This is a genomic window from Streptomyces reniochalinae (assembly GCF_003323735.1).
Classification (GTDB): Bacteria; Actinomycetota; Actinomycetes; order Streptomycetales; family Streptomycetaceae; genus Streptomyces; species Streptomyces reniochalinae.
Window position 1 is genome coordinate 16,883 of record NZ_QOIM01000041.1, and the last position, 23,624, is coordinate 40,506.

At 71.3% G+C, this 23,624-nt stretch carries 18 protein-coding genes and 1 pseudogene; 12 read left to right on the forward strand and 7 right to left on the reverse strand.

Annotated elements, in window-relative coordinates; translation table 11 throughout:
• Positions 1 to 45: 45 nt before the first annotated feature.
• Positions 46 to 1,110, reverse strand: a complete 1,065-nt coding sequence (tsaD, locus tag DQ392_RS23965) for a tRNA (adenosine(37)-N6)-threonylcarbamoyltransferase complex transferase subunit TsaD (protein ID WP_114017779.1) — start codon at positions 1,108 to 1,110, stop codon at positions 46 to 48.
• Positions 1,111 to 1,329: 219 nt separating this feature from the next.
• Complete coding sequence (locus tag DQ392_RS23970; RefSeq protein WP_114017780.1) at positions 1,330 to 3,903, reverse strand: polysaccharide lyase family 8 super-sandwich domain-containing protein; 2,574 nt, start codon at positions 3,901 to 3,903, stop codon at positions 1,330 to 1,332.
• A 209-nt stretch (positions 3,904 to 4,112) separates the two neighbouring features.
• On the opposite strand from DQ392_RS23970, the pseudogene DQ392_RS23975 reads away from it, so the two are divergent.
• The 4 genes and pseudogenes from DQ392_RS23975 to DQ392_RS23990 all read left to right on the forward strand — a co-directional run bounded on the left by DQ392_RS23975 (position 4,113) and on the right by DQ392_RS23990 (position 7,139).
• Positions 4,113 to 4,866, forward strand: a pseudogene (locus DQ392_RS23975) (metallophosphoesterase family protein).
• 141 nt (positions 4,867 to 5,007) lie between these two features.
• The gene (locus tag DQ392_RS23980; RefSeq protein WP_220182658.1) at positions 5,008 to 6,246 is read left to right on the forward strand and encodes a cytochrome P450; all 1,239 of its coding nucleotides are present in this window, start codon (positions 5,008 to 5,010) and stop codon (positions 6,244 to 6,246) included.
• 191 nt (positions 6,247 to 6,437) lie between these two features.
• Entirely contained in the window at positions 6,438 to 6,746 is a 309-nt protein-coding gene (locus tag DQ392_RS23985; RefSeq protein ID WP_425470603.1) for a cupin domain-containing protein, read from the forward strand.
• 129 nt (positions 6,747 to 6,875) lie between these two features.
• A complete protein-coding gene (locus DQ392_RS23990) occupies positions 6,876 to 7,139 on the forward strand; it encodes a DUF4865 family protein (protein WP_114017781.1) in 264 nt (87 codons plus the stop codon).
• 257 nt (positions 7,140 to 7,396) lie between these two features.
• On the opposite strand, the gene DQ392_RS23995 is transcribed toward DQ392_RS23990, so the two are convergent.
• On the reverse strand, positions 7,397 to 7,615 hold the full coding sequence (locus DQ392_RS23995) for a DUF397 domain-containing protein (RefSeq protein ID WP_114017782.1): 219 nt from the start codon (positions 7,613 to 7,615) through the stop codon (positions 7,397 to 7,399).
• Positions 7,563 to 8,444 (reverse strand): helix-turn-helix domain-containing protein, encoded by an 882-nt coding sequence (locus DQ392_RS24000; protein WP_114017783.1) that lies wholly within the window; start codon positions 8,442 to 8,444, stop codon positions 7,563 to 7,565. The genes DQ392_RS23995 and DQ392_RS24000 overlap by 53 nt, the downstream gene beginning before the upstream one ends.
• A 116-nt stretch (positions 8,445 to 8,560) precedes the next feature.
• Between DQ392_RS24000 and DQ392_RS24005 the strand changes: the two genes are divergently transcribed.
• Together DQ392_RS24005 and DQ392_RS24010 are read left to right on the forward strand one after the other, a co-directional pair.
• Entirely contained in the window at positions 8,561 to 8,797 is a 237-nt protein-coding gene (locus DQ392_RS24005) for a hypothetical protein (protein ID WP_114017784.1), read from the forward strand.
• The gene (locus DQ392_RS24010; RefSeq protein WP_114017785.1) at positions 8,794 to 9,009 is read left to right on the forward strand and encodes a hypothetical protein; all 216 of its coding nucleotides are present in this window, start codon (positions 8,794 to 8,796) and stop codon (positions 9,007 to 9,009) included. The genes DQ392_RS24005 and DQ392_RS24010 overlap by 4 nt, the downstream gene beginning before the upstream one ends.
• Before the next feature lie 30 nt (positions 9,010 to 9,039).
• Here the strand turns inward: DQ392_RS24010 and DQ392_RS24015 are convergent, their stop codons facing one another.
• The gene (locus tag DQ392_RS24015; RefSeq protein WP_114017786.1) at positions 9,040 to 9,399 is read right to left on the reverse strand and encodes a hypothetical protein; all 360 of its coding nucleotides are present in this window, start codon (positions 9,397 to 9,399) and stop codon (positions 9,040 to 9,042) included.
• Between the two features lie 111 nt (positions 9,400 to 9,510).
• Entirely contained in the window at positions 9,511 to 11,316 is a 1,806-nt protein-coding gene (locus DQ392_RS24020; RefSeq protein ID WP_114017787.1) for a thiamine pyrophosphate-requiring protein, read from the reverse strand.
• Between the two features lie 370 nt (positions 11,317 to 11,686).
• Here DQ392_RS24020 and DQ392_RS24025 point away from each other — a divergent pair, with 370 nt between their 5' ends.
• The 4 genes from DQ392_RS24025 (at position 11,687) to ctaF (ending at position 18,255) form a co-directional block, all read left to right on the forward strand.
• Positions 11,687 to 12,838, forward strand: coding sequence for an enolase C-terminal domain-like protein (locus DQ392_RS24025; protein WP_245981862.1), 1,152 nt, complete (start codon positions 11,687 to 11,689; stop codon positions 12,836 to 12,838).
• 90 nt (positions 12,839 to 12,928) lie between these two features.
• Positions 12,929 to 16,138 carry an FAD-binding and (Fe-S)-binding domain-containing protein gene (locus tag DQ392_RS24030; protein ID WP_114017789.1) on the forward strand — a complete coding sequence of 1,070 codons (3,210 nt, stop codon included), beginning with the start codon at positions 12,929 to 12,931 and terminating at the stop codon, positions 16,136 to 16,138.
• A gap of 12 nt (positions 16,139 to 16,150) precedes the next feature.
• A complete protein-coding gene (ctaD, locus tag DQ392_RS24035; RefSeq protein WP_114017790.1) occupies positions 16,151 to 17,869 on the forward strand; it encodes an aa3-type cytochrome oxidase subunit I in 1,719 nt (572 codons plus the stop codon).
• Positions 17,866 to 18,255 (forward strand): aa3-type cytochrome oxidase subunit IV, encoded by a 390-nt coding sequence (gene ctaF / locus DQ392_RS24040; RefSeq protein WP_114017791.1) that lies wholly within the window; start codon positions 17,866 to 17,868, stop codon positions 18,253 to 18,255. Before ctaD ends, ctaF begins: the two co-directional genes overlap by 4 nt.
• Here ctaF and qcrB read toward each other — a convergent pair.
• A complete protein-coding gene (gene qcrB, locus DQ392_RS24045; RefSeq protein WP_114017792.1) occupies positions 18,200 to 19,969 on the reverse strand; it encodes a cytochrome bc1 complex cytochrome b subunit in 1,770 nt (589 codons plus the stop codon). The two genes, ctaF and qcrB, sit on opposite strands and share 56 nt — an antisense overlap.
• 292 nt (positions 19,970 to 20,261) lie before the next feature.
• Between qcrB and DQ392_RS24050 the strand changes: the two genes are divergently transcribed.
• Both DQ392_RS24050 and DQ392_RS24055 read left to right on the forward strand, forming a co-directional pair.
• Positions 20,262 to 21,221, forward strand: coding sequence for a Rieske (2Fe-2S) protein (locus DQ392_RS24050; RefSeq protein WP_114017793.1), 960 nt, complete (start codon positions 20,262 to 20,264; stop codon positions 21,219 to 21,221).
• A gap of 144 nt (positions 21,222 to 21,365) precedes the next feature.
• Entirely contained in the window at positions 21,366 to 23,615 is a 2,250-nt protein-coding gene (locus DQ392_RS24055) for a catalase (RefSeq protein ID WP_114017794.1), read from the forward strand.
• Positions 23,616 to 23,624: the final 9 nt, after the last annotated feature.

Below are 23,624 nucleotides of genomic sequence, written 5' to 3' on the forward strand. Positions count from 1 at the left end.
CCGGTGGTGGCGCGGGCCGGGCGGATCGGCCGGCCGGGCAGTCGGTCAGGGGGCGAGGGCGGTGCCGGTGACGGGCTGGAGGGCGGCACGCTCCAGCGGCGCGGAGGGATCGATGGCCAGCGTCGGCGGCGCGGGCTCAGCCCCTGCCCGTACGAGCAGATCCCCGACGGCGGCGATCATGGCGCCGTTGTCGGTGCACAGCCCCAGCGGCGGTACGCGCAGCGTGATGCCCGCCGCCGCGCACCGCTCCTCGGCCAGGGCGCGGACCCGGGAGTTGGCGGCGACGCCCCCCACGACCACCAGGGTGCCCACCTGGTGGTCCGCGCAGGCCGCCACGGCTTTGCGGGTCAGCACGTCGGCGACGGCTTCCTGGAGCGCGGCGGCACCGTCGGCCACCGGCAGCGGCGTTGAGGGGGTGTGGCGCCCGGCCCAGCGCGCCGCGGCGGTCTTCAGCCCGGAGAAGGAGAAGGCGTACGGATCGTTCCCCGGCCCGGTCAGCGGCCGGGGGAAGGCGACGGCGTGCGGGTCGCCCTCGCGTGCCGCCCGGTCGATGGCGGGGCCGCCCGGGTAGGGCAGGCCGAAGACGCGTGCGACCTTGTCGAAGCACTCGCCCGCCGCGTCGTCCAGGGTGTCCCCGAGGTGGGCGATCGGCTCGGTGGCCAGGTCCCGCACCAGAACCAGCGAGGTGTGTCCGCCCGAGACGATCAGCACCATGCAGGGGTCGGGTAGCGGCCCGTGCTCCAGGGTGTCGGCGGCGACGTGCCCGGCCAGGTGGTGCACGCCGTGCAGCGGCACGTCCAGCGCGTGGGCGAGGGCCTTGGCGCCGGCCACCCCGAGGTGGAGCGCGCCGGAGAGTCCTGGCCCTGCCGTCACCGCGACGGCTCCGACGTCGGACAGGCGCAGTCCGGCGTCCGCCAGGGCTTGCGCGATCACCGGTTGGAGGGCGTGGAGGTGGGCGCGGGCGGCGATCTCGGGTACGACTCCGCCGTAGCGGGCGTGCTCGGCCATGCTCGACGCGACCGCGTGGCCCAGCAGCCGGCCGTCGCGCACCAGTCCCGCGCCGGTCTCGTCGCAGGACGTCTCGATCCCCAGGACGGTCGGAGAGCTCACCACACACCTTCTTGCGTCACATCTGCTATTGCAACCACTACGCAATAAGCCTACGCCGGGTCTGCGGGCGCGGTCGCGCACCGGCCGCGGAGGGGGAGACGTGGACGACGCGCCCCGAAGGGGCGCGGGGAACCGCGCGACGAGCCACCACCCACCCGCGGCCCCGCACACCGCGAACAGCGGCACCCCCTCGCCGGAACAAGCCCCGCGGAAAAAGCCCTACCGGAGGGTGACGGTGAGGCTGCGCCCGTAGGCGTGGCGGGTGCGGAAGCGTACGAGCGTGCCGCCCCGCGCGTGGCTGACGTGCACGCCCTCACCGGCCTCGGCCGGGCGCAGCCGGCGGCCGCGCAGCAGCAGACTCACCTCGTCCCGGCGCATGGTGGGGTCGGAGGCGGCGACGGTCACCCCGCGCCCCTCGTGCCGCACCAGCACCGAGGCGGGTCCGTCGAGGCGGACACCCGCGACGGTCTGACGGCCCCGCGCGAAGGAGTTGACCGCGAGCAGGCCGAGCCCCCAGTGGTGGACCGCCTGGAGGCGGGTGGTGTTGGCGAGCACCCGCAGAGCACGGCGGTGACCGTGGCGCTCGGCGTACGCGCCCAGCTCCCGCTCCGTGGCGTGCGGGACGAGCGCGTAGGCAAAGGAGCGCGGCTCGGCGCCCGCCTCCTGGCGGAACGCGGCGCTGAAGACCCGGCGCGTGACGGGCGTGTCGGAGTTCGCCGTACGGACCGCGCGGCGGCTGCGGGTCACCGTCTCCAGGCCCACGGTCAGCGGGCGTGGCCGCTCGTCCAGGAAGAGGTAGCCCACCGCGCCGCCGCGGGTCTCGTTGGCGTACCGCAGCCAGCGCAGCCGTGCCGTGCCCTCGCCGGACCAGGTACCGCCCCCGGCCCGCCGGCCGGTGACGACGAGGTTGTCGTCCGGGTCCGCGACACGGGCGTCCACCGTGGTCCGCACCGGGCGGCCGCCACGGTCCCCGACACCGGCCGCGAGGACCACGATCTCCTCGTCCAGCAGAAACCACGACTTGGTCGCCGTCGCGTTCCGGTAGACGGTGAAGTCGTCCGGGAGCCGGTCGTGTTCCGCGTAGGCGACATCGTCCGACTGCACCATGCCCGCCGCCCCGTAGGCGCCGAGCACCGCTCCGCCCGAGTGCCGGTTGGTGCCGCGCGGAAAGTACACGTACGTGTTCTGCGACTCGGAGGAGGGGGTGAAGTGCAGCGGGTGGCCGGGGTTGTCGTAGTACGGCTTCCCGTACAGCTCGGGCACCGTCTCGCGCCGCTCCTCGGGCGCCGTCACCCCCGCGAGTCCGTACGGGGAGACGGCGGTGTAGTAGTCGACGCCGAACGAGCGCGCCTGGTCCTGGCCCGCGAGGTACAGATAGTGGGCGCCGTCGCCCTGGAACCAGGGCGTCAAATTCTCCCCGCTCATGTACTCGTACTTGCTGACGCGGTCCGAACTGCGCGAGAGCGCGAAGGCGAAGCCGGGGCGGCGGTGCACCGTCTTGTCCATGGCGTTGAACGCGGTGCTGCGCGCGGCCGGGTTGAGGTCCTTCGCCGGCACCGACGCGTCGCGCAGGATCTCCGCGTACCGCACCACCGTCAGCGGCGAGGCGAAGCGGGCCGGATCGGGAGCGTCGGCCGAGGAGCCGGCCACGTGTTTGACGTAGCTCTTGAGCGCGGCGGAGCGCTCGCCGTCCGCGTACGCCGACAGCGCGGTGACGGCCTCCACGACGGCGGCGCTGTCCGCGTACCCGCCGCCGGTGCGCGAGACGGCGCGCCCCTTGACGATCTCCATCATCCAGCCCTCGAAGACGAGCGGCGCGAAGCCGTCGGCGACCCAGCGGTGCACGACCGGGACCAGCGCCGCGGTGTCCGCGCAGCCGGTACGGTCGAGGAGCCCCAGCGCCTGCACCGCCCGCGTCAGCAGCCCCTTTCCGTACGACCCGGTGTAGGCGACCGAACCGTGCTGGATGAACGAGCCGTCGGCGTAGTGCCCGTCGGTCACGCCGTGCCGCACGTGGTAGGGGTCGACGGTCGCGTAGACGGTGAGCTGGTCCTCCAGCGCCTTGCGGACGCGTTTCCCGTCGCCGAGGAGGGCGCCTTGCAGGAGGCGGTTGGTGGTGATGTCGGCGAGGTTCGCGCCGGTGTGGAACCGGGAGTCCAGGTCGACGTCGCCGTCCTCGCCGTTGCGCAGGTAGGCGTCCATCGAGGCGATGTAGGTGCGCGTCAGGTCGGGACGCCGCTCGGCGATCTCGTCCGCGAGCAGGACGAGCGTCGCCGTCACGCTGGTGGAGATGCCGATCTCCCAGGTGAACCAGTTGCCGTAGTAGCCGCGCGACTGGTCGCCGTAGTAGTCCTCGTGGAGCCGGACCAGTCCTTCCACGACACGGCGGCGTGCCGCGGCGCCACCGGTACCGACCCCGGGCGCACACGACGCCAGCGCGATCTCGTACAGCATCCGGAAGGACGCGTCCAGATGCGCGTCGCTCGTGCCCAGCGGCAGCCCCTCGAACAGCTCGCCCTCGCCTGCCGCGTCCAGCTTGGCGAGGTGCGCGGTGGCCGTCTCGGCGAGCGCCGCCAGCTTGGCGGACGTCTCCGGGCGTGCGTTGGACTCCCGCGTCCCCGCGAAGAGGGCGACGGCGTTCGCCAGCAGCCGCTCGGTGCCGGCCCCGGCGGCCGCCCCGGCGCCCGTGGCGCCGGAACCCGACGGTGCCGCGGCGGCGTCGGCCGCGGGGATCACCGCCGCCAGCCCGGCGGCGGACAGGAGGGACAGGACATGTCTGCGCGCGATCTCCATGGGTCTCCCCCCGGAAGCCGGACTGACGTGGCGCAGTCAAGCAGCGGGGGAGAGCGGCGACAAGCGGGCGCGCGCACCCGATCGCCGGCCGCCGCGTACCTGCGCACGTCACGCGCGTGCGGCTGCTGCCGGACGTCGATCCTCCGCGCCCGCTTACGCGGCGGGCGAAAGCCGCGACACGGACACGAAGGAGCGGCGAGCATGAGGCCATGCTGGAGCGTGTGGCGGTCCTGTCCGACATCCACGGGGTACTCCCCGCACTGGAAGCGGTCCTCGCCGAGCCCGACGTGCGAACGGCGGACCGCATCGTGCTGACCGGCGACCTCGCGTCCGGGCCGCAGCCCGTCGAGGTCCTCGACCTGCTCACCGGGCTCGGCGACCGTGCCGTCCGGCTCAAGGGGCAACGCCGACCGCGAACTGCTGGAGTACCGCCGCGAGGGGCGCCGTCAGATGCCCGACGCCGTCTCACCGTGGGCCGCCGAACAGCTGCGCCCCGACCACCTGGACCTGTTGGGAAGCCTCCCGCTCACCCGCGAACTGGACGTCGCCGGGGTGGGCCGGGTGCTGTTCTGCCACGCCGTCCCGTCAGACGACGAGGAAGTCGTCCTGGTCGACTCTACCCTCGACCACTGGCAGCAGGCGCTCGGCGGCGTGGCCGACGAGATCCGCACCGTGGTCTGCGGCCACACCCACATGCCGTTCGTCCGCCTCGCCCACGGGCGCCTGGTGGTCAACCCGGGCAGTGTCGGCATGCCCTACGGCATGCCCGGCGCCCACTGGGCGCTCCTCGGACCCGGCGTCACCCTCCGGCGCACGGAGTTCGACATCGAAGCGGCGATTGCGCGGATCGCCGAGAACTCGGCCTTCGACGGGGCCGCCGCCTGGGCCGGCTATTTCCTGCGCGCCCGCGCCACGGACGCGGAGGCACTGGCCGTCTTCGGACACCAGGGGCCGAACCGGTAGGCGCACTGTCGCCCAACCGGCAACCCCGGCTGACTCGTTCCGGTCTCCTTCGCCACCACCCTGTCGCATAGTGTCCGAACACGTGAACGCTCATGTGCCGGTGCGGCGGCGCGCCGGCACGCCGTCGGGGAGGAAACGCGAGTGAAGCCAGCCCGGGAGAGAAGCGGACGCAAGACCGGCCCCGTCGAGAAGGAGACCGGACGGTGCCCGGTGCGGCACGACGCCGACGGGACGTGGCGCACGGCCACCTACGACACCGCAAGGGCCGCACTGCGCGCCGGCGGAACGGTACAGGCGGGGCTCGGCATCGAGACCGTCGAGAAACTGCCCGCCTCCGTACGGCGCCCCGTCCTCTACCGCGACGGACCCGAACACCGAGAACACCGCCGCCAGACCGCCCGGTACTTCACTCCACGCCGCGTCTCAGAGCACTACCGCGACCTGATGATCCGCGTCACCGACCAGCAGCTCACCCGGCTGCGGCAGGCGGGCAGCGCTCACCTGTCCGACCTCTCCTTCGTCCTCGCGGCCGAGGTGACCGCCGGCGTCATCGGCCTGACCGAGAGCAGGCCCGGTCTGCTGCGCCGGCTGGAGCGCTTCTTTCCGGACACGTTCGAAGAGCCCGGCTACACCAGCCTGCGCGGGCTCCGCTTCATGCTGAGGCGCAACAGGGCGTGGCTGGGGCTCTACTTCGGCGACGTCCGTCCCGCCGTACGCGCCCGCCGTCACGCCCGGCGCGACGATCTCCTCTCCCACCTGCTGGACGAGGGCTGCACGACGGGGGAGATCCTCGGCGAGTGCGTCACCTTCGCCGCGGCCGGCATGATCACCACCCGCGAGTTCGTGAACGTCGCCGCCTGGCACCTCTTCGGCGACGACGCGCTCCGCGAGGAGTACCTGACCGCCGACGAGGCGGGACGGCACGCCGTCCTGCACGAGATCCTCCGCCTGGAGCCCGTCGTCTCCGCCCTGCACCGCAGGACGACCGCGCCGCTCGACCTGCCCGACGGTGACGGCGCCACTGTCACCGTTCCCGCGGGCTCACTGGTCGAGATACGGGTCGACTACGCCAACCTCGACACCGACGCGTTCGGAGCCGCGCCCGAACGCGTGTGTCCCGCCCGCGGTGCCGATGGCCACCTCCCCGGTCCCGGCCTCTCCTTCGGTGACGGTCCCCACAAGTGCCCAGGCGCGGCCATCGCCATCCAGGAGACCGATATCTTCCTCACCCGCCTCTTCGCCCTGCCGGGCCTGCGGATGCGCGACGAGCCCACCGTGCGTATCAAGGAGAGCCTCGGCAGCTACGAGGTACGCGGCCTCGTCGTCACCGTGAACCCGGACCAGGGCCCGGGCCCGGACCGGGGCCAGGCCGAGGTCTGAGTCCGGCCTGTGCCGGCTCGGTCGGCACAGGCTTCGGACCGGCGTCACCGCCCCGGTGCGTGCGTGCACCCGCCGGGAGCGGTGCCGGTTCGCCGTACGGCTCACCGGTACATGCTGATCCTTCTGTACCTACTGGTATGTACACTGCTGGCATTGAGTACTTCCGCATGAGCACTGGGGAAAGGTCTTCCATGCGTGTTGCCCGGACACCGCAGCCAACCGCCGTCGCACCATCCGAGTTGGTTCACGGCGCTGCATGGCTCGACGAGATCGCCGGGCCCGAGGGACCGTCACGCTTCCCGGTGAACAGTGTGCACTTCGCGCCGGGCGCCCGTACCGCTTGGCATCGCCATCCCTTCGGCCAGGTCCTGCACGTCACTGAGGGGGCGGGGTTCGTCCAGTGCCGGGACGAGGAGATGCACACCCTCCGCGCCGGCGACAGCGTGCGATCGCGCCGGAGGAGTGGCATTGGCACGGCGCCTCTCCCACCACCTTCATGACACATCTGGCCGTCCAGGAAGTCGCCGAGGACGGTACCGAAGCCGAACGCGGCCCCCACGTCACCGAGGCCGAATACCTCGCCGGCCCGTCGGCTCACTGACCAGTCACAGAGAGAGGCGGCGTCGTTCGTGTATGCCAAGCAGTACGAGATCACCCTGCCCGCCGACTACGACATGGAGACCATCCGCAAGCGGGTGTCCGAGAGCGGTCACCTCCTCGACGACCGGGCCGGACTGGGACTGAAGGCGTACGTCATCCACCATTGGCAGCTGCTGCGGTTCGTGCTGTGGGCGGACTCCTCCGTACCGGACGAGGAAGCGACCGAGCGCTACGAAGTGCTGCACCTGTCCGCTCCCGGACTGGGCGACCTGCCCGAGGGGCGGGACTGGTAACACCTCTGCGCCCGTGCCCGTCACGGCGCGCTGCGCCGTCGAAGTTTCCGCCCTTCGGCGGCCTGCCTGTGATGAGTGCAGGACCGAGAAGAAATGCTCAGCACTCTCACCTCGGACAACTGCTGTCGCGAGCGCGGTGGAAAGGAGGCGGGCGTGAGCTGATCATTTCCCGTAACCGCTCAGACAGGTGACGGTGGCGGCAGTGAGCGGTTGCCACCGGGTACGGGGGCCTCACGTCCGCTAGAGGGCGACCCGAGTCAGCGGTCGTCGGCCTGCTCGTCGTGTACGTGTGAGAGGAAGGCCGTCCACGCTCGATTGCCGAAGAGGAGCACGGGACCGTGGGGGTCTTTGGAGTCCCGGACGGGAAGGCGCGCGCCGGTGTGCCCGTCGGCGACCTCCAGGCAGTTACCGCCGTTGTTGGCGCTATAGCTGCTCTTGCGCCACGTTCGGTTGGCGGGACTGGCTGCGCTCGTCATCGAGATATTCCTTTGCCGTTGCCGCAATCAGGTTGAGAGAGGCCTTGGGAGAGAGGGCGTCGGCCATCAACAGATCATAAGCACGCCGCGCTGCTTTGACATCCGCGAGATCAGCGAACACGTGGCCGCGTACGACTCCGTCGACGTAGACGACATCTGGCCCCTCGTGCATGGTCAGGCCGGCGAAAGCCCCCGGTAGGCCCGCGTGCGCACCGGTGTCGAACGGGAGCACCTGGAGGACGATGCGCGGGTTGTCGGCGCATGCGAGCAGGTGCTCAAGTTGGCGACCCATGACGCCAGGTCCGCCGATGGCCCGTCGCAGGACGCTTTCGTCCAGTACCGCCCAGATCTCCGGCGGGGTTTCCTGTTCCAGAAGGCTCTGACGTGTCATTCGTGCGGCCACGAGCTCGTGGGCGTTCGGCAGGCGTCCGCCACCGAACACCGCCTGCACGTACTCCTCCGTCTGCAACAACCCCGGCACCACCTGGTTCTCGAAGTCCCAGATGCAGGTGGCGTCCTTCTCCAGGTCCACGAAGGGGCGGAACCAGTCCGGGTAGGCGTGCTCGATCACGACGGGCCACAGGCGGGCGAACAGCCCGCCTGTGCACAGCGCGTCGTCACAGCGTTGGGCGAACTCCTCGCTGGGCACGCGGCTTCCGGACTCGATCCGTGACACGTACGAGTGGGTGCAGAAGGTGCGCCGTCCCAGCGTGGTCTGGCTCAGGCCGGCTTCCTCTCTGCGGATGCGTAGCTCGGTGCCGAAGTAGGCGAGGGTCGACACCTTGGGGTCGGCCTTGGGGTTGCCGTCGACATGCTGTTCTGCCGTCATCTCGTTCTCCGCGTCTTGACAAGCGCAGGTGCACAGCTCGTGCTCTCCCAGAATTATGTCCGCAGCGCCACGCTGGGATCACGGAAAGTGAGAATCCCGGAAGAGAGGCGCTGGTGATGCTGGAAGGCAACCGTGGGACGGACGTCGCACTGGTCAGGCTCCGCGAGGCGGAGGAGACGTACGAGCGGCTGCGCCGGGCGCTCGCGGAGGCGGGCGTCGTGCTGCCCTCGCTCCGGGTGGATCTGGCCTCGTGTGCCGACCGGGTGCTGCGGGGGCCGCTGCTGGAGCTGGGCGGCTGCAACCTGGCCACCGCCGAGCGGTTGGCCGGGGCGCTGGCGGGTCAGCCGCGTTGAGCGAGGCGGGGTGGCGGCCGGGTGAGGTCGTCACCGACCTCGCCCGGCGTACGGCGGGGGTCGTGCACTCGGTCGCGGAGGACGGCACCGTGCGGCTCGTACGGCCGGGTGGCCCGGCGTGGTGGGCGGAGTCCGGTGACCTCAGGGCGGCGACGCGTGCGGAGGTCATATCGGTGAAGGTGGCGACGGCCAACCACCGTTGGGGGCGGTAGGAAAGGCCCCTGGCGCGCGCCGCGCGGGGTTCACAGCCGGTCGACGACGCTCGGTGGGGCGAACAGGTGGCGTGCGCGGTGTTCGAGGAGGAAGCGTTCGGGGAGCTGGAACATCTCCGGTGACGTGCACTTGGCGCACGTCGGATCCTCTTCGGGGAGCTGTTCGGGGTGCCGGACGGCGAGGTGTTCGGCGAGCCGGATCTGGGTGGTGACGACCGTGTCGAAGGGGTCGCAGTCCACGGAGGGGCCCAGCTCCTCCAGCGCGGCGCCGAACACCTCGCCGGCCCGTTTCATCGCCCCGTACAGGTCCGCGCACGTCTCGCACCCCCACATCCACGCAGGGGGCAGTGGCCACGTGTCCGCCGGGTCGGTGTCCCAGTCATCGTCCATGCGGCTCACGGTAGTCAGCCGGGAGACGGACCGTCAGCGAGACGGGAGAAATGTGCCCGGCGGGGGACCCACCGGGCCGCGGGCCCGCGGCCCGGTGGCCCGTGCCGCGGCTCAGTCGTGCTTGCGGCCGGGCAGGTTCTCGTACATGTCGGTGAGCTTCTGCCGGAAGCCGCGGGCGGCGATGCCCGTGCGTTCGGGGTCGCGGATGCCCGCCTTGACGGCCTTCTTGGCCTGTTCCTTCATGATGTGCGGCGGGATGGGGGCGATCTCGTTGTCGACGACGAACTCCAGGACGACGGGGCGGTCGCTGGCGAGGGCCTCCTCCCAGGCGGAGGTGACCTTCTCCGGGTCGTCGCAGCGGATGCCCTTGAGGCCGGCGAGTTCCGCGTACTCGGCGTAGGGGAAGTCGGGCAGGTACTGCGATCCCTCGTACTTGGGGTCGCCTCCCATGGCGCGCTGTTCCCAGGTGACCTGGTTGAGGTCCTGGTTGTTGAAGACGCAGAAGATCAGCGGCGGGGACCCGGCCATGCGGTCGGTGTACCGCTTGACGGTGATCATCTCGTTCATGCCGTTCATCTGGAACGCGCCGTCACCGACGAAGGCGATCACCGGGCGGTCGGGGTGGGCGAAGCGTGCGGCGATGGCGTACGGGACGCCGGGGCCCATGGTGGCCAGGGTGCCGGAGAGGCTGGCCTGCATGCCCTTGCGGAGCTTGATGTGGCGGGCCCACCAGTTGGTGGCGGAGCCGGAGTCGGCGGTCAGGAGGGCGTTGTCCGGCAGCAGCGGGGAGACCTCGTGGGCGACGGCCTGCGGGTTGATCTTGCCCTCGAAGGTCTGTCCTGCCCGCTTCTCCAGGACGTCGTCCCAGGTGCGGACGTTCTCCTCGATCTTCTCGCGCCAGGAGCGGTCCTCCTTGCGGTTGAGCAGGGGGAGCAGCTCCTTGAGTGTCTCCTTGGCGTCACCGACGAGGTGGGCGTCCATCGGGTAGCGAATGCCGATCATGCGGCCGTCGATGTCGATCTCGACGCCCTTGCAACTGCCCTCGTCGGGCAGCCACTCGGCGTAGGGGAAGCTGGTGCCGACCATGAGCAACGTGTCGCAGTTCATGATCATCTCGTCGCTGGCCTTGGAGCCGAGCAGCCCGATCGGGCCCGTGACGAACGGCAGGTCGTCCGAGACGACCTGGCGGCCCAGCAGCGCCTTGGCGATGCCGGCGCCGAGCACCTCGGCGGTCTCGACGACCTCCGCCTCGGCGTTCGCCGCGCCCTGTCCGATGAGCATGGCGACCTTCTTGCCCTCGTTGAGGACGTCGGCCGCCTTGCGCAGCTCGTCCTCGTTGGGCAGCACCCGCGGCCGGCTCCAGCCGACGCTGGAGTAGACGGACCCGTGCGACTTGGGCGGCGAGGGTACGGCTTCGGACTCCTGGACGTCCTCGGGGACGATGATGGTGGCGACACCGCGCATCGTCAGTGCCGTCTTGAACGCCCGGTCGATCACGTGCCGCATCTGGCCCGGGTCCATGACGATCTGACAGAACTCCGAGACATCGGCGAAGAGGTGTTCGAGGGCGACTTCCTGCTGGTAATGGGTGCCCTGCGCGAGCCGCTTCTGCTGCCCGACGAGCGCCACGACCGGCTGGTGGTCCAGCTTCGCGTCGTACAGGCCGTTGAGCAGGTGGATGGCGCCGGGACCCGACGTGGCGGCGCAGACACCGACCTCGCCGGTGAACTTGGCGTGTCCGCACGCCATGAACGCCGCCATCTCCTCGTGCCGGCTCTGGATGAACTCCGGATCACCCTTGGCACGGTCGAAGGCGCCGAGCATGCCGTTGATGCCGTCGCCCGGGTAGCCGTAGACCCGGTGGACCCCCCACTCGCGAAAGCGTGCCAGAACGTAGTCGGCTACTTGCTGCGCCATTGGTGCTCCCATTCACGTGGCTGACGCGACGGTCCGGGGCCGGGTCCCACGCCGTGGACGCCCGCAAACCGGTGGCCGCCCCGCCGACGCCTCGGGCCGAGCCGCGTCCGCCCGCCCGGGCCGAGCCGCCGGCCGTGCCGTGTCCGCCCGTGCCGCGGCCACGTGGGTCCCGTCGCCACCGGGCGGGGCGCGTCCGCCCGTACCAGCGCCCGTTTCGCCGCCTCCCCGCGAGGTACCCATGACCGGTCGGCGAAGCGAGACGGTGGCCCCTGTGCGGGCCGCGGTGCGGCCACCGGGCGGTGAGAGGAGACGGCGCGGGGTGACCACGAGGGGCGCGTCGCGGCAGACGCATGAAGCGGATCCCGGGCGGGTGACGGGTCCCACCGGGCCGGTGGGCGGCGCGGACGGGGTGCGCGTCGAGGGCGTGCGGGTCCACGCCTTCTCCGTGCCGACCGACGGCCCCGACGGCGCCGAGGAGGACGGCACACTGCGCTGGGAGGCGACGACCGCCATCGTCGTCGAGGTGCAGGGCGGCGGCCGCACCGGTGTGGGCTACACCTACGGTGACGTCTCGACCGCCGGTTTCGTCGCCTCGCAGCTCGCTCCGCTGGTGACCGGCGGCGACGCGCTGGCGCCCGCCGCCCTGTGGCACCGGATGCGCGCCGCCGTCCGCAACGCGGGACGGCCCGGGGTGGGCGCCATGGCGCTCTCGGCCGTCGACATCGCCCTGTGGGACCTCAAGGCCAGGCTGCTCGGCCTGCCCCTCCACCGCCTGCTGCCCGCTGTGCACGACCAGGTGCCCGTCTACGGCAGCGGCGGTTTCACCAACTACGCGCACGGACTGCTGGCCGACCAGCTCGCCGGCTGGGTCGAGCAGGGCATTCCCCGAGTGAAGATCAAGACGTCCCGGCGCCCCGGGCAGGACGCCGCGCGGCTGTCGGCGGCCCGCGAGGCCATCGGGCCCGACACCGAGCTGTTCGCCGACGCCAACGGTGCCCTGAGCCGCAAGGAGGCGCTCTACTGGGCGCGGCGGATGGCCGGGGAGTGGGACGTGCGGTGGCTGGAGGAGCCGGTCTCCTCGGACGACACCGCGGGGCTCCGGCTGCTGCGCGATCAGGGCCCCGGGCGGCTGGAGATCGCCGCGGGGGAGTACGGCTTCGTCCTGGGAGACTTCGCAGCCCTGCTCCAGGCGGGTGCGGTGGACTGCCTCCAGGCCGACGTGACGCGCTGCGGCGGGATCACCGGGCTGCTCCAGGTCGCCGGGCTGGCGGCGGCACACCGCGTGGACCTGTCGGCGCACTGCGCGCCCGCTGCCTCCGCGCACGCCTTCTGCGCCGTGGAGCGGCTGCGCCATCTGGAGTACTTCCACGATCACGTACGAGTCGAAGAACTCCTGTTCGATGGGGTGCTGCGTCCGGTCGGCGGAGCGCTGCGGCCCGCGCACGACCGCCCCGGGCTTGGCATCCGGGTGCGGTGGGCGGACGCCGAGCCCTACCGGGTCCACGGCCACCGCCCCGGCTGACGGCACCGCCGCGGCCCGTCGCGCCGCAGCGGTGCACCGGGCACACCCCCGTAGCAGTACCGACGAGTTCACGATTGAAGGCGACCCCACATGGCCAAGACCTCCCCAGCCCGCGGCGAGCAGATCCCCGCCAAGACCTCCCCCACGGTCCCGGGGCCGCCGCGTGCCCGGCAGGTGATCGCCGTCGGCAGGCTGGCCAAGGCGCTCAAGGACGCCGTCGAGGGCGAGGTGCGCTTCGACACCGCCTCCAAGGCGCTCTACTCCCACGACGCCTCCAACTTCCGGCAGGTGCCCATCGCAGTCGTCGTGCCCAGGACCCTGGACGACGTGGTCGCCGTCCACCGGATCTGCCACGAGTACGGGGCGCCCGTCCTCAACCGCGGCGGCGGCACCAGCCTGTCAGGGGAGACCGTCAACCACGCCGTCGTCATCGACCACTCCAAGTACCTCACCCACATCGGCGAGGTCGACGGCGACAACCGCCGCGTCACCGTGCAGACCGGCGTCATCAACGAAGAGCTCAACCGCCGCACCGGCGCCTCGCACAACCTCGTCTTCGGCCCCGACCCCTCCACGCACTCCCGCTGCGCCATCGGCGGCAACCTGGGCAACAACTCCTGCGGCACCCACTCCGTGCAGGCCCAGCTGTACGGGCCGGGGCCGCGCACCTCCGACAACGTGCACGCGCTGGAGATCGTCACCAGCGAAGGCCACCGCTTCTGGGTCGGCGTCGACGAGGAGAAGGACCTGGAGTCGATCATCGCCGAGGGCGGCCCGAAGGCAGAGATCTACGCGCGCCTGCGCGACCTGCGCGACCGCTGGGCCGACGCCATCAGGGCCTCCTACCCCTCGGTCACCGAGATGCCGCGCCGCGTGTCCGGCTACAACCTGGACGAACTGCTGCCCGAGAACGGCTTCAACGTCGCCCGCGCCCTCGTGGGCACCGAGTCCACCTGCGCGACCGTCCTCCAGGCACAGGTGCTGCTCACCCCCGCGCTGCTGGAGCGCACACTGGTCGTCGTCGAGTACGACCACCTGGCCGACGCTGCCAGGGACGCCGACATCTGCTGCCGCCAGTTCCGCCCCATCGGCCTGGAGGCCCTGGACGAACAGCTCATCCAGGACCAGAAGCTCCAGCACATGAACCTCGCCTCCATCGAGCAGCTGCCCCGGCAGGGCGGCGCCGCGTGGCTGCTCGTCCAGTTCGGCGCCGACACCAAGGAGGAGGCCAGGGACCAGTCCGAGCGCTTCGCGCAGTGGCTGACCGAGGAACGCGGCTACTCCGGGGACCGCATCACCACCAGCGACCAGGACGCCGAGACGGCGAAGGAACTGTGGACCGTCCGCGAAGGCGGCCTGGGCGCCACCGCCTTCCCGCCCGACGGCGACCACTGGCCCGGCTGGGAGGACTCCGCCGTACCCCCCGACAAGCTGGCCGACTACCTGCCCGCGCTGCGCGAGCTGCTGGACGCACACGGGCTGCGCGGCGCCATGTACGGGCACTTCGCGCAGGGCTGCGTCCACTCGCGCATCAGCTTCGACCTGCGTACCGCCGACGGGCTGGCCACCTACCGCGCCTTCCTGGAGGACGCCGCCGACCTGGTCAGCTCCTTCGGCGGCTGCCTCTCCGGAGAGCACGGCGACGGCCAGCAGCGCGGCGAGCTGCTGGAGCGCCAGTACGGCAGCGAGCTCGTCCAGGCCATGCGCGAGTTCAAACAGATCTGGGACCCCGAGGCCCGCATGAACCCCGGCAAGGTCGTCGACCCCTACCGGCTGGACGAGGACCTGAAACTCGGCGCCGACTTCAACCCGCCCCGCCCCGAGGTCAAGTTCGCCTACGCCGAGGACAACGGCGACTTCGTCCACGCCAGCATGCGCTGCGTGGGCATCGGGGCCTGCCGCGTGCCCGAGCCGGCCCAGACGATGTGCCCCAGCTACCAGGTCACCCGCGAGGAGAAGCACACCACACGCGGCCGCGCGCGGCTGCTGCACGAGATGCTGCGCGGCGAGACCGTCAAGGACGGCTGGCAGTCCAAGGAGGTCGCCGACGCGCTCGACCTCTGCCTGGCCTGCAAGGGCTGCACCAACGACTGCCCCGTCAACGTGGACATGCCCACCTACAAGGCCGAGTTCCTCCACCACCACTACAAGTCGGTCCGCAGGTGGCGCCCCCGCAGCGCGTACGCCTTCGGGTTCATCGACCAGGCGGCCCGCCTCGCCTCCCGCATGCCGGAACTGGCCAACCTCGTCACCCGGACACCGGGACTCGCGCACCTCGCCAAGTTCGCCGCGGGCATCGACCGGCGCAGGCCGCTGCCCGCCTTCGCGCCGATGACGCTCCAGCAGTGGTTCCGCGAGCGCGGCGGCACCGCCAACCCCGGCGGCCGTCCCGTCGTCCTCTTCCCCGACACCTTCAACAACTACTTCGACACCGACGTAGGCGTCGCCTGCGTGGAGGCCATAGAGGCCGCAGGCTGGGCCGTCGTCCTGCCCGAAGCGCACGTGTGCTGCGGGCGGCCGCTCTACGACTTCGGCTTCCTGGACACCGCCGAGCGCTACCTGCGCACCGTACTGGACGTCCTGCGGCCCCACGTGCGCGCCGGCACCCCCGTCGTCGGCATGGAACCCAGCTGCCTGGCCGTCTTCAAGGACGAGCTGACCAAGCTCCTCCCGCACGACGACGACGCCCGGCGCCTGAGGCGCAACGTGCACCACTTCGCCGAGTTCTTCGACACCTACGACATCACCCCGCCCCGGTTGGACGGCGCCGGCGACGCACTGCTGTGGGGCCACTGCCACCAGCGCGCCACCGGCGGCACCGAAGCCGACCAGAAGCTGCTGGAAAAGCTCGGCGTGAGCGCCGAGAACCTGACCGGAGGCTGCTGCGGCCTGGCCGGCTCCTGGGGCTTCGAACAGGGCAGGTACGACATCTCCATGGACTGCGGCGAACAGGCACTGCTGCCCGCCGTCCGCGACGCCGCCCCCGCGACCGACGTCGTCGCCAACGGCTTCTCCTGCAAAACCCAGCTGGAGCACGCGGGCACCGGCAAACGCTCCGTCCACCTGGCCGAACTGGTCCGCCGCGCGTACCGGCACCAGGGCACCGCCGGCGCGGACGGGGACCTCACGCGCAAGCCCGTACCGGCGTGGCACCGGCGCGCCGCACGGCTGGCCGCACCGGCCGCAGCGATCGGTGCAGTGGCCGCCGCGGCCGCGCCGGCGGCACGGCGTGCGGCACGGGCGAACAGGCGCACAGGATTTATGAGCCGCCTGCGGCGCGCAAGCGGCCTCGGACGCTGAGGAAGGGACGACATGGTGCTGCGCTGGCTGACGACCACCGACCACAAAGTGATCGGCAACCTCTACCTCGTCACGTCGTTCTGCTTCTTCCTCGCGGCCGGAGCCCTGGCCATGGTGATGCGGGCCGAACTGGCACACCCCGGGATGCAACTCGTCTCCGAAGAGCAGTACAACCAGCTGTTCACCGTGCACGGCACCATCATGATGCTGCTGTTCGCCACCCCGCTGTTCGCCGGATTCGCCAACGCGATCATGCCGCTGCAGATCGGCGCGCCCGACGTGGCCTTCCCCCGGCTGAACGCCTTCACCTACTGGGTCTACCTGCTGGGCGGACTCATGGTCGTCAGCGGATTCCTCACCCCCGGCGGGGCCGCCGACTTCGGCTGGTTCGCCTACGCGCCGCTCAACGGTCCTGAGCACAGCCCCGGCATGGGCGGCGACCTGTGGACCATGGGACTGTCGGTGGCCGGTCTGAGCACCATCCTCGGCAGCGTCAACTTCATCACCACCATCATCTGCCTGCGTGCCCCGGGCATGACGATGTTCCGGATGCCGCTGTTCACCTGGAACGTGCTGTTCACCTCGATCCTGGCCCTGTTCGCCTTCCCCGTGCTGTCCGCGGCGCTGCTGGCCCTGGAAGCCGACCGCAAGTTCGGGGCGCACGTCTTCGACGCGGCCAACGGCGGAGCCGTCCTGTGGCAGCACCTGTTCTGGTTCTTCGGGCACCCGGAGGTCTACATCGTCGCGCTGCCGTTCTTCGGCATCGTCAGCGAGATCTTCCCCGTCTTCAGCCGCAAACCGCTGTTCGGCTACATCGGACTGGTGGGCGCGACGGCCGCCATCACCATGCTCTCCGCCGTGGTGTGGGCACACCACATGTTCGCCACCGGGGCCGTCCTGCTGCCCTTCTTCTCCCTCATGTCGTTCCTGATCGCGGTACCGACAGGCGTGAAGTTCTTCAACTGGATCGGCACCCTGTGGCGCGGCTCGCTCAGCTTCGAGACACCGATGCTGTGGTCCGTCGGCTTCCTCGTCACCTTCCTCCTCGGCGGCCTCAGCGGCGTCCTGATCGCCTCACCGCCACTGGACTTCCACGTGACGGACAGCTACTTCATCGTCGCCCACCTGCACTACGTCCTCTTCGGCACCGTCGTCTTCGCCATGTTCGGCGGCTTCTACTTCTGGTGGCCCAAGTTCACCGGACGGATGCTGAACGAGGGCCTGGGCAAGGTGCACTTCTGGACGACCCTCGTCGGCTTCCAGACCACCTTCCTGGTGCAGCACTGGCTGGGCGCCGAAGGCATGCCCCGCCGGTACGCCGACTACCTTCCGGCCGACGGCTTCACCGTCCTCAACGGCATCTCCTCGCTCGGCGCCTTCCTCCTCGGCGTCTCCACCCTCGTCTTCGTCTACAACGTGTGGTGGACGACCACGCACGCCCCGAAGACCGACGAGGACGACCCCTGGGGCTTCGGCCGCTCCCTGGAATGGGCGACCTCCAGCCCGCCGCCCCGCCACAACTTCGTCGCCCTGCCGACCATCCGCTCCGACTCGCCCGCCTTCTGGCTCCACCACCCCGAAGCCGCGGAAGGGGCGGCCGTCGTCGAGCCGGGCGCCCCCGAGAGCCCGGGCGTGGTGCCTGTCGGACCAGGGGAGCCGCCCAGCCCCGAGACCCCCGCCATACAGGACCCCGCCTCCCAGCAGCCGCCCACGAAGGGGATGCCCTCGTGAAACTCGAAGCCCTCCTCTTCGCGGGCGTCGCCGGCTTCTTCGCCTGCGTCACCGTGCCCTACGCGATCTGGTCAAGGGACCCCGCGGGAACCGCCGCCGTCCTGATCGCCTGCCTGATGGCGTCGCTGGTCTCGTTCTTCCTGACGGTGCAGTACAAGCGCCGCGGCGAACGCCCCGAGGACCGCAGGGACGGGCAGATCAGCGAACGGGGCGGGCCGCTGGACTTCTTTCCCGCGCGCAGCCCGTGGCCCGCCATGACCGCGCTCGGCGTCGCCCTGCTGGGCGCCGGCACGGTCATCGGGCTGTGGCTCTTCCTGATCGGGGTGGGCGTCACCGGCGCCGCGGTGTGCGGATTCGTTTTCCAGTACGCCCGGACCGACCACTGAGCGCCCGCCGCGCCGCGCCCTGCTGACGGGAGCCGCGGGGCGAGGACTCGTTCCGCCGGGTGCCGCGCGGCTCGGACACGTCCTGGCGGGAGCCGCGCCCGGCGCCCGACACCGCGGCGTGCGCGCGTTCCCTCTGGTGGCCGATGGTCCGCCAGGCAGGGGAGATCGCGTCGCGGTAGTACCAGTGGCTGAGCGCCGCCCGCAACCTGCGCGGCCCGCCCGCCCCCTCGGGCGCTTCTAGAGGCCCCGGGAAACGCTGGGCCACCAGGCGGTAGCGCTCGCTGGGCGAGAGCTGCTCGTGGTCCGCGCTGAAGGTGCCCTCCACCGACTGGCGCACCCAACTGGTCTCGTCGCCGTGCGAGACCCGCTGCGCGTCCCGCTCCTGGAGCGAGAGGCACAGCCGCCTCGTCAGCAGGTAGGCGGCCGGTGGACCCAGCACCAACGCGACCCGGAACGCCCAGGTCAGGCCGTTGAGGGAGACGGTGAAGGTGTCCGCGATGACGTCGTTGCCGCCGGCCAGCAGCAGGACGCCGTAGAAGGTGATCCCGGCGGCACCGAGCGCGGTGCGGACCGGGCGGTTCCGCGGACGGTCGCACACGTGCGGCGTCTCGTCCCCACCGGTGATCCACCGTTCGAAGAACGGATACGCGTACAGCAGGGAGAACATCAGCCCCGGCAGGATCACGGCCGGCACCAGCACGTTCCACATCAGCGTGTGCCCGAACAGCGTCGTCTCGAAGGGCGGCATCAGCCGCAGCGAGCCCTCCAGGAAGCCCACGTACCAGTCGGGCTGGGCCGCCGTGGAGACCTTGCCGGGGTCGTAGGGTCCGTAATCCCACACCGGGTTGATCTGCGCCACCGCGGCGAGGAGACCGATCACCCCGGCCACCATGAAGAACAGCCCCGTCGAACGCGCGGCGAACTGGGGCACCATCGCGTGCCCGACGACGTTCTTGTTGGTACGGCCGGGGCCGCTGAAGTGGGTGTGCTGGAGGTAGACCACCAGGATCAGATGGACGACGACCAGGGCGATCAGCAGGCCGGGGAGCAGCAGGATGTGCAGGGGGTACAGCCGTTCGATGATCTCGTGTCCCGGGAACTGCCCGCCGAAGACGAACAGCGCGAGATACGTCCCCACCACGGGGATCGACAGCATGACGCCCTCGGCGATCCGCAGCCCGGTGCCGGAGAGCAGGTCGTCGGGGAGGGAGTAGCCGGAGAAGCCCTCGGCGAGCGCGACGACGAACAGGGTCATCCCGACCAGCCAGTTGACGTCACGCGGCTTGCGGAAGGCCCCCGTGAAGAAGATCCGCAGCATGTGCAGGCCGATGGATCCCGCGAACAGGAGAGCCGCCCAGTGGTGGATCTGACGGATCAGCAGGCCGCCCCGCACCTCGAAACTGATCTCCAGCGTGGAGGCGTACGCCGTCGACATCAGCTGGCCGCGCAGCGGCTCGTACGGCCCGTGGTAGCGGACCTGTGTCATCTCCGCGTCGAAGAAGAGGGTGAGGTAGACGCCCGTCAGCAGCAGCACGACGAAGCTGTACAGCGCCAACTCGCCCAGCAGGAAAGACCAGTGTTCGGGGAAGGCCTTGCGCAGCAGGGCTCTGCCGCCCGACGCGGCGGGCAGCCTCTCGTCGGCGGCTTCGAAGCCTCGCTGGGCCGCCTTGCGCAGTGCGGCCCGCCGGGCGGCCCTGACCCGGGAGTGTTTCATGCGGTCGCCCTCCCTGTACCAGACCGCATTCCCCAGTGCCCGCGTGCCACGTTCCCAAACGGTTCACGGCGGCGAGTGACCCGAACGCCGGTGCACGGTCCCCGAAACGGCGGGCACCGTGGGGGCCGGTGTCTCGGACCGGGCGCCTCCAGCACCTTCTTGCGGACTGGCGGGTGGGTCCGTGCCGGGTTGCCGACGCGGTGGACGCCGAAACGAGGTGCCCGCCAGAGCTGACGGAGTGGTGCGGGCCCGGGGCCGTTTGTGCCCGGGCAGGCGTGGCAACCGGAGCCGTATGTCGTCTGATGCGCCCTCGTCCGAAGCCGAGAGCTACGAGACTCTCGAACGCCCCCGCGCCGTCCGGGCCGCCGAGCACGGACTGGCGAAGCTGCCGCTCGCCGGGCCGCTCGACAGGCTCGGCACACTGCGCGCCCTCGATACGGCGGTCAGCCCGTTGCAGAACGCGGTGCAGAAGCTCCCCCTCGGGGGTCTGCGCGACGTGCTGCACGGCCGGTGGCTCGGCCACCCCCTCCACCCGGCACTCGTGCAGCTGCCCCTCGGGGCCTGGATGTCCGCCGGCGTGCTGGACATGCTGCCCGGCACCCGGCGGGCCAGCAGGGTGCTGATCGGCACCGGCATCCTGGCCTCGATCCCGGCCGCCGTCAGCGGGTCGGTCGACTGGGCCGAGCTGCACAAGCCGCAGCTGCGCACCGGCCTCGTCCACGGCGCCGCCAACACCGTGGCGCTGGGCCTGTACGCGGCCTCGCTGGCCGCCCGCGCGCGGAGGCGGGAGTACCGGGGGCGGATGCTCGGATTCGCGGGGCTGACGGTCGCCGGGGCCGGCGCGATGATCGGCGGCCACCTGGCCTACCGTCAGGCCGTGGGGCCGAACAAGGCGGAGCCGGTCCAGCACCTGGTCGGCAAGGGCTGGCACCCGGTGGGCAAGGCCGACAGCTTCCCGGTGGGACAGGCCTCCAGCGCGGCGCTGGGCGAGGTGGCGCTGCTGGTCTACCGCGAACCGTCCGGGCAGACGCGGGTGCTGGCCGACCGGTGCAGCCACCAGTCCGGGCCGCTGTCCCAGGGCTCGGTCGCCGACGGGTGCGTGACGTGCCCGTGGCACGGCAGCACCTTCCGGCTGACGGACGGCTGGAACGTCGGCGGTCCGGCGACCGCGCCCCAGCCCTGCTTCGAGTCGCGGGTGCGGGAGGGCTTCTTGGAGGTCCGCCTTCCTGACGCGGCGCCCGACGAGGACTGAGGTCCCCGACGCCGAGGGGCGCGCCCCGCCCGTTCCGGGCCGTTGTCATGAGGCATCAGCGGTTACTTCGCGTACCTCCCGTTTGGGCAAAAGATCCTCCGGTTACCCCTGCGGTGGCCCGTCCACTCGCTCCAGGAGGTCCCCATGCCCGGCCCGACGCACGACGACCAGCACGACGGGGGGCCCTTCATCCCCGGCCGCCCCGGGCCGAAGCCGCCCCCTGTGGAGGAGCCCACCGAGCCGCGTGAGCCGCTGCCGCCCAAGAAGGACCAGTCGGGCCCCGAGGTCTACACCGCCACCGGCGAACACCTGGACGCCGACCCCACGGTGCGGGCGCAGAAGGGCAGCAGGCTCACCAACGCGCAGGGCACCCGGCTCTACGACACCGACCACTCACTCAAGGCGGGGGAGCGGGGCCCCGTCCTGCTCCAGGACCACCACCTGCGGGAGAAGATCACCCACTTCGACCACGAGCGCATCCCCGAACGCGTCGTGCACGCGCGGGGTGCCGCGGCCCACGGTGTCTTCCGCGGCTACGGCACCGCCTCGTCCCTCTCCAAGGCGGCCTTCCTCGGCAAGGACGTCGAGACCCCCGTCTTCGTGCGCTTCTCCACGGTCCTGGGGAACCGGGGCTCGGCCGACACCGTGCGCGACACCCGGGGCTTCGCCACCAAGTTCTACACGTCAGAGGGCGTCTTCGACCTCGTCGGCAACAACATCCCGGTCTTCTTCATCCAGGACGCCATCAAGTTCCCCGACGTCATCCACGCGGGCAAGCCGCACCCCGACCGGGAGATCCCGCAGGCGCAGAGCGCCCACGACACCTTCTGGGACTTCGTCTCCCTGCACACGGAGGCCACCCACCACACCCTGTGGAACATGTCCGATCGGGGCATTCCGCGCTCCTACCGGACGATGGAGGGCTTCGGCATCCACACCTTCCGGCTGGTCGACGCCGAGGGCGGCACCACGCTGGTGAAGTTCCACTGGAAGCCCAAGCTCGGCGTCCACTCGATGATGTGGGAGGAAGCCCAGATCACAAGCGGCGTCGACCCCGACTTCCACCGTCGTGATCTGGCCGACGCCATCGAGGCGGGGGCCTTTCCCGAGTGGGAGCTGGGCATCCAGACCTTCCCCGACACCCCCGAACAGACCTTCGAGGGCATCGACCTGCTCGACCCGACCAAGATCGTGCCGGAAGAGTGGGCGCCGGTGCAGCCGATCGGGCTGATGGCGCTGACCGCCAACCCGTCCAACTACTTCGCGGAGACCGAGCAGGTCGCCTTCCACGTGGGCCACCTCGTGCCGGGGATCGACATCACCGACGATCCGCTGCTGGCCGGGCGGCTCTTCTCCTACATCGACACCCAGATCACCCGGCTGGGCGGCCCCAACTTCGCGCAGCTCCCCATCAACCGGACCCACGCGCCGGTCAACGACATGCTGCGCGACGGCATGCACCAGACCGGCGTGCACAGCGGAGTGGCCCCGTACCAGCCCAATTCCCTCGACGGCGGCTGCCCGTTCTTCGCGGGCGCCGGTGAGGGGGCGTACGTGGAGGCGCCGGTCACGGTGCCCCAGGCATCCAAGGTCAGGGCGGCTCCCGCCTCCTTCGCCGACCACACCAGCCACCCGCGGCGCTTCTACCTCAGCCTCAGCGCGGTGGAACGCGAACACGTCATCGCCGCGTACACGTTCGAGCTGAGCAAGTGCTACGAGGACGCCATCAAGCAACGCAATCTGCGGGTACTGGCCGACATCGACCCCGGGCTGTGCGCCGGCGTCGCCGCCGGGCTCGGCCTTCCCGCGCCCGAGCCCTCGGCACCCCTGGCCGATGTCGAGCCCAGCCCGGCGCTCTCCCAGCTCGGCCACACCTGGCCGACGGACGGCCGGGTCATCGGCATCATCGCCGACGAGAACAGCGACCTGGCGGCCCTGAGCAGCCTCCGCTCCACCGTGCACGACAGCGGCATGGTGCCGCTGGTCATCGCCCCGCACGGCGGTGAACTGACGGGCAACGGCGGCCCGGTCCTCGCGCAGCGGACCTTCGCCAACGCCCGCTCCGTCGAGTTCGACGCGGTGCTGATCGCCGGGGCACCCGGCATGGGCGACGACGCCTACGGCGCGCGGGACGTGAAGGCCGCACAGAGCGCGGGCGGCGGCAACGTCGACCCCCGCGTGCTGCTGCTGGTCTCGGAGGTCTACCGGCACGCCAAGGCGCTCGGCGCCTGGGGCGGCGGCGCGGACGTGCTGGCCGCCGCCGGGTGTCCGCAGGGCGGAGCGGGCATCGTGGTGTCCGACGACCCGCAGGCCGTACTCGCGCAGGTCACCGAGCTGCTGGGGGCGCACCGCGTCTGGGACCGCTTCCCGCCTGGCGAGACCGTGGCCTCCTGACCCGGGGCC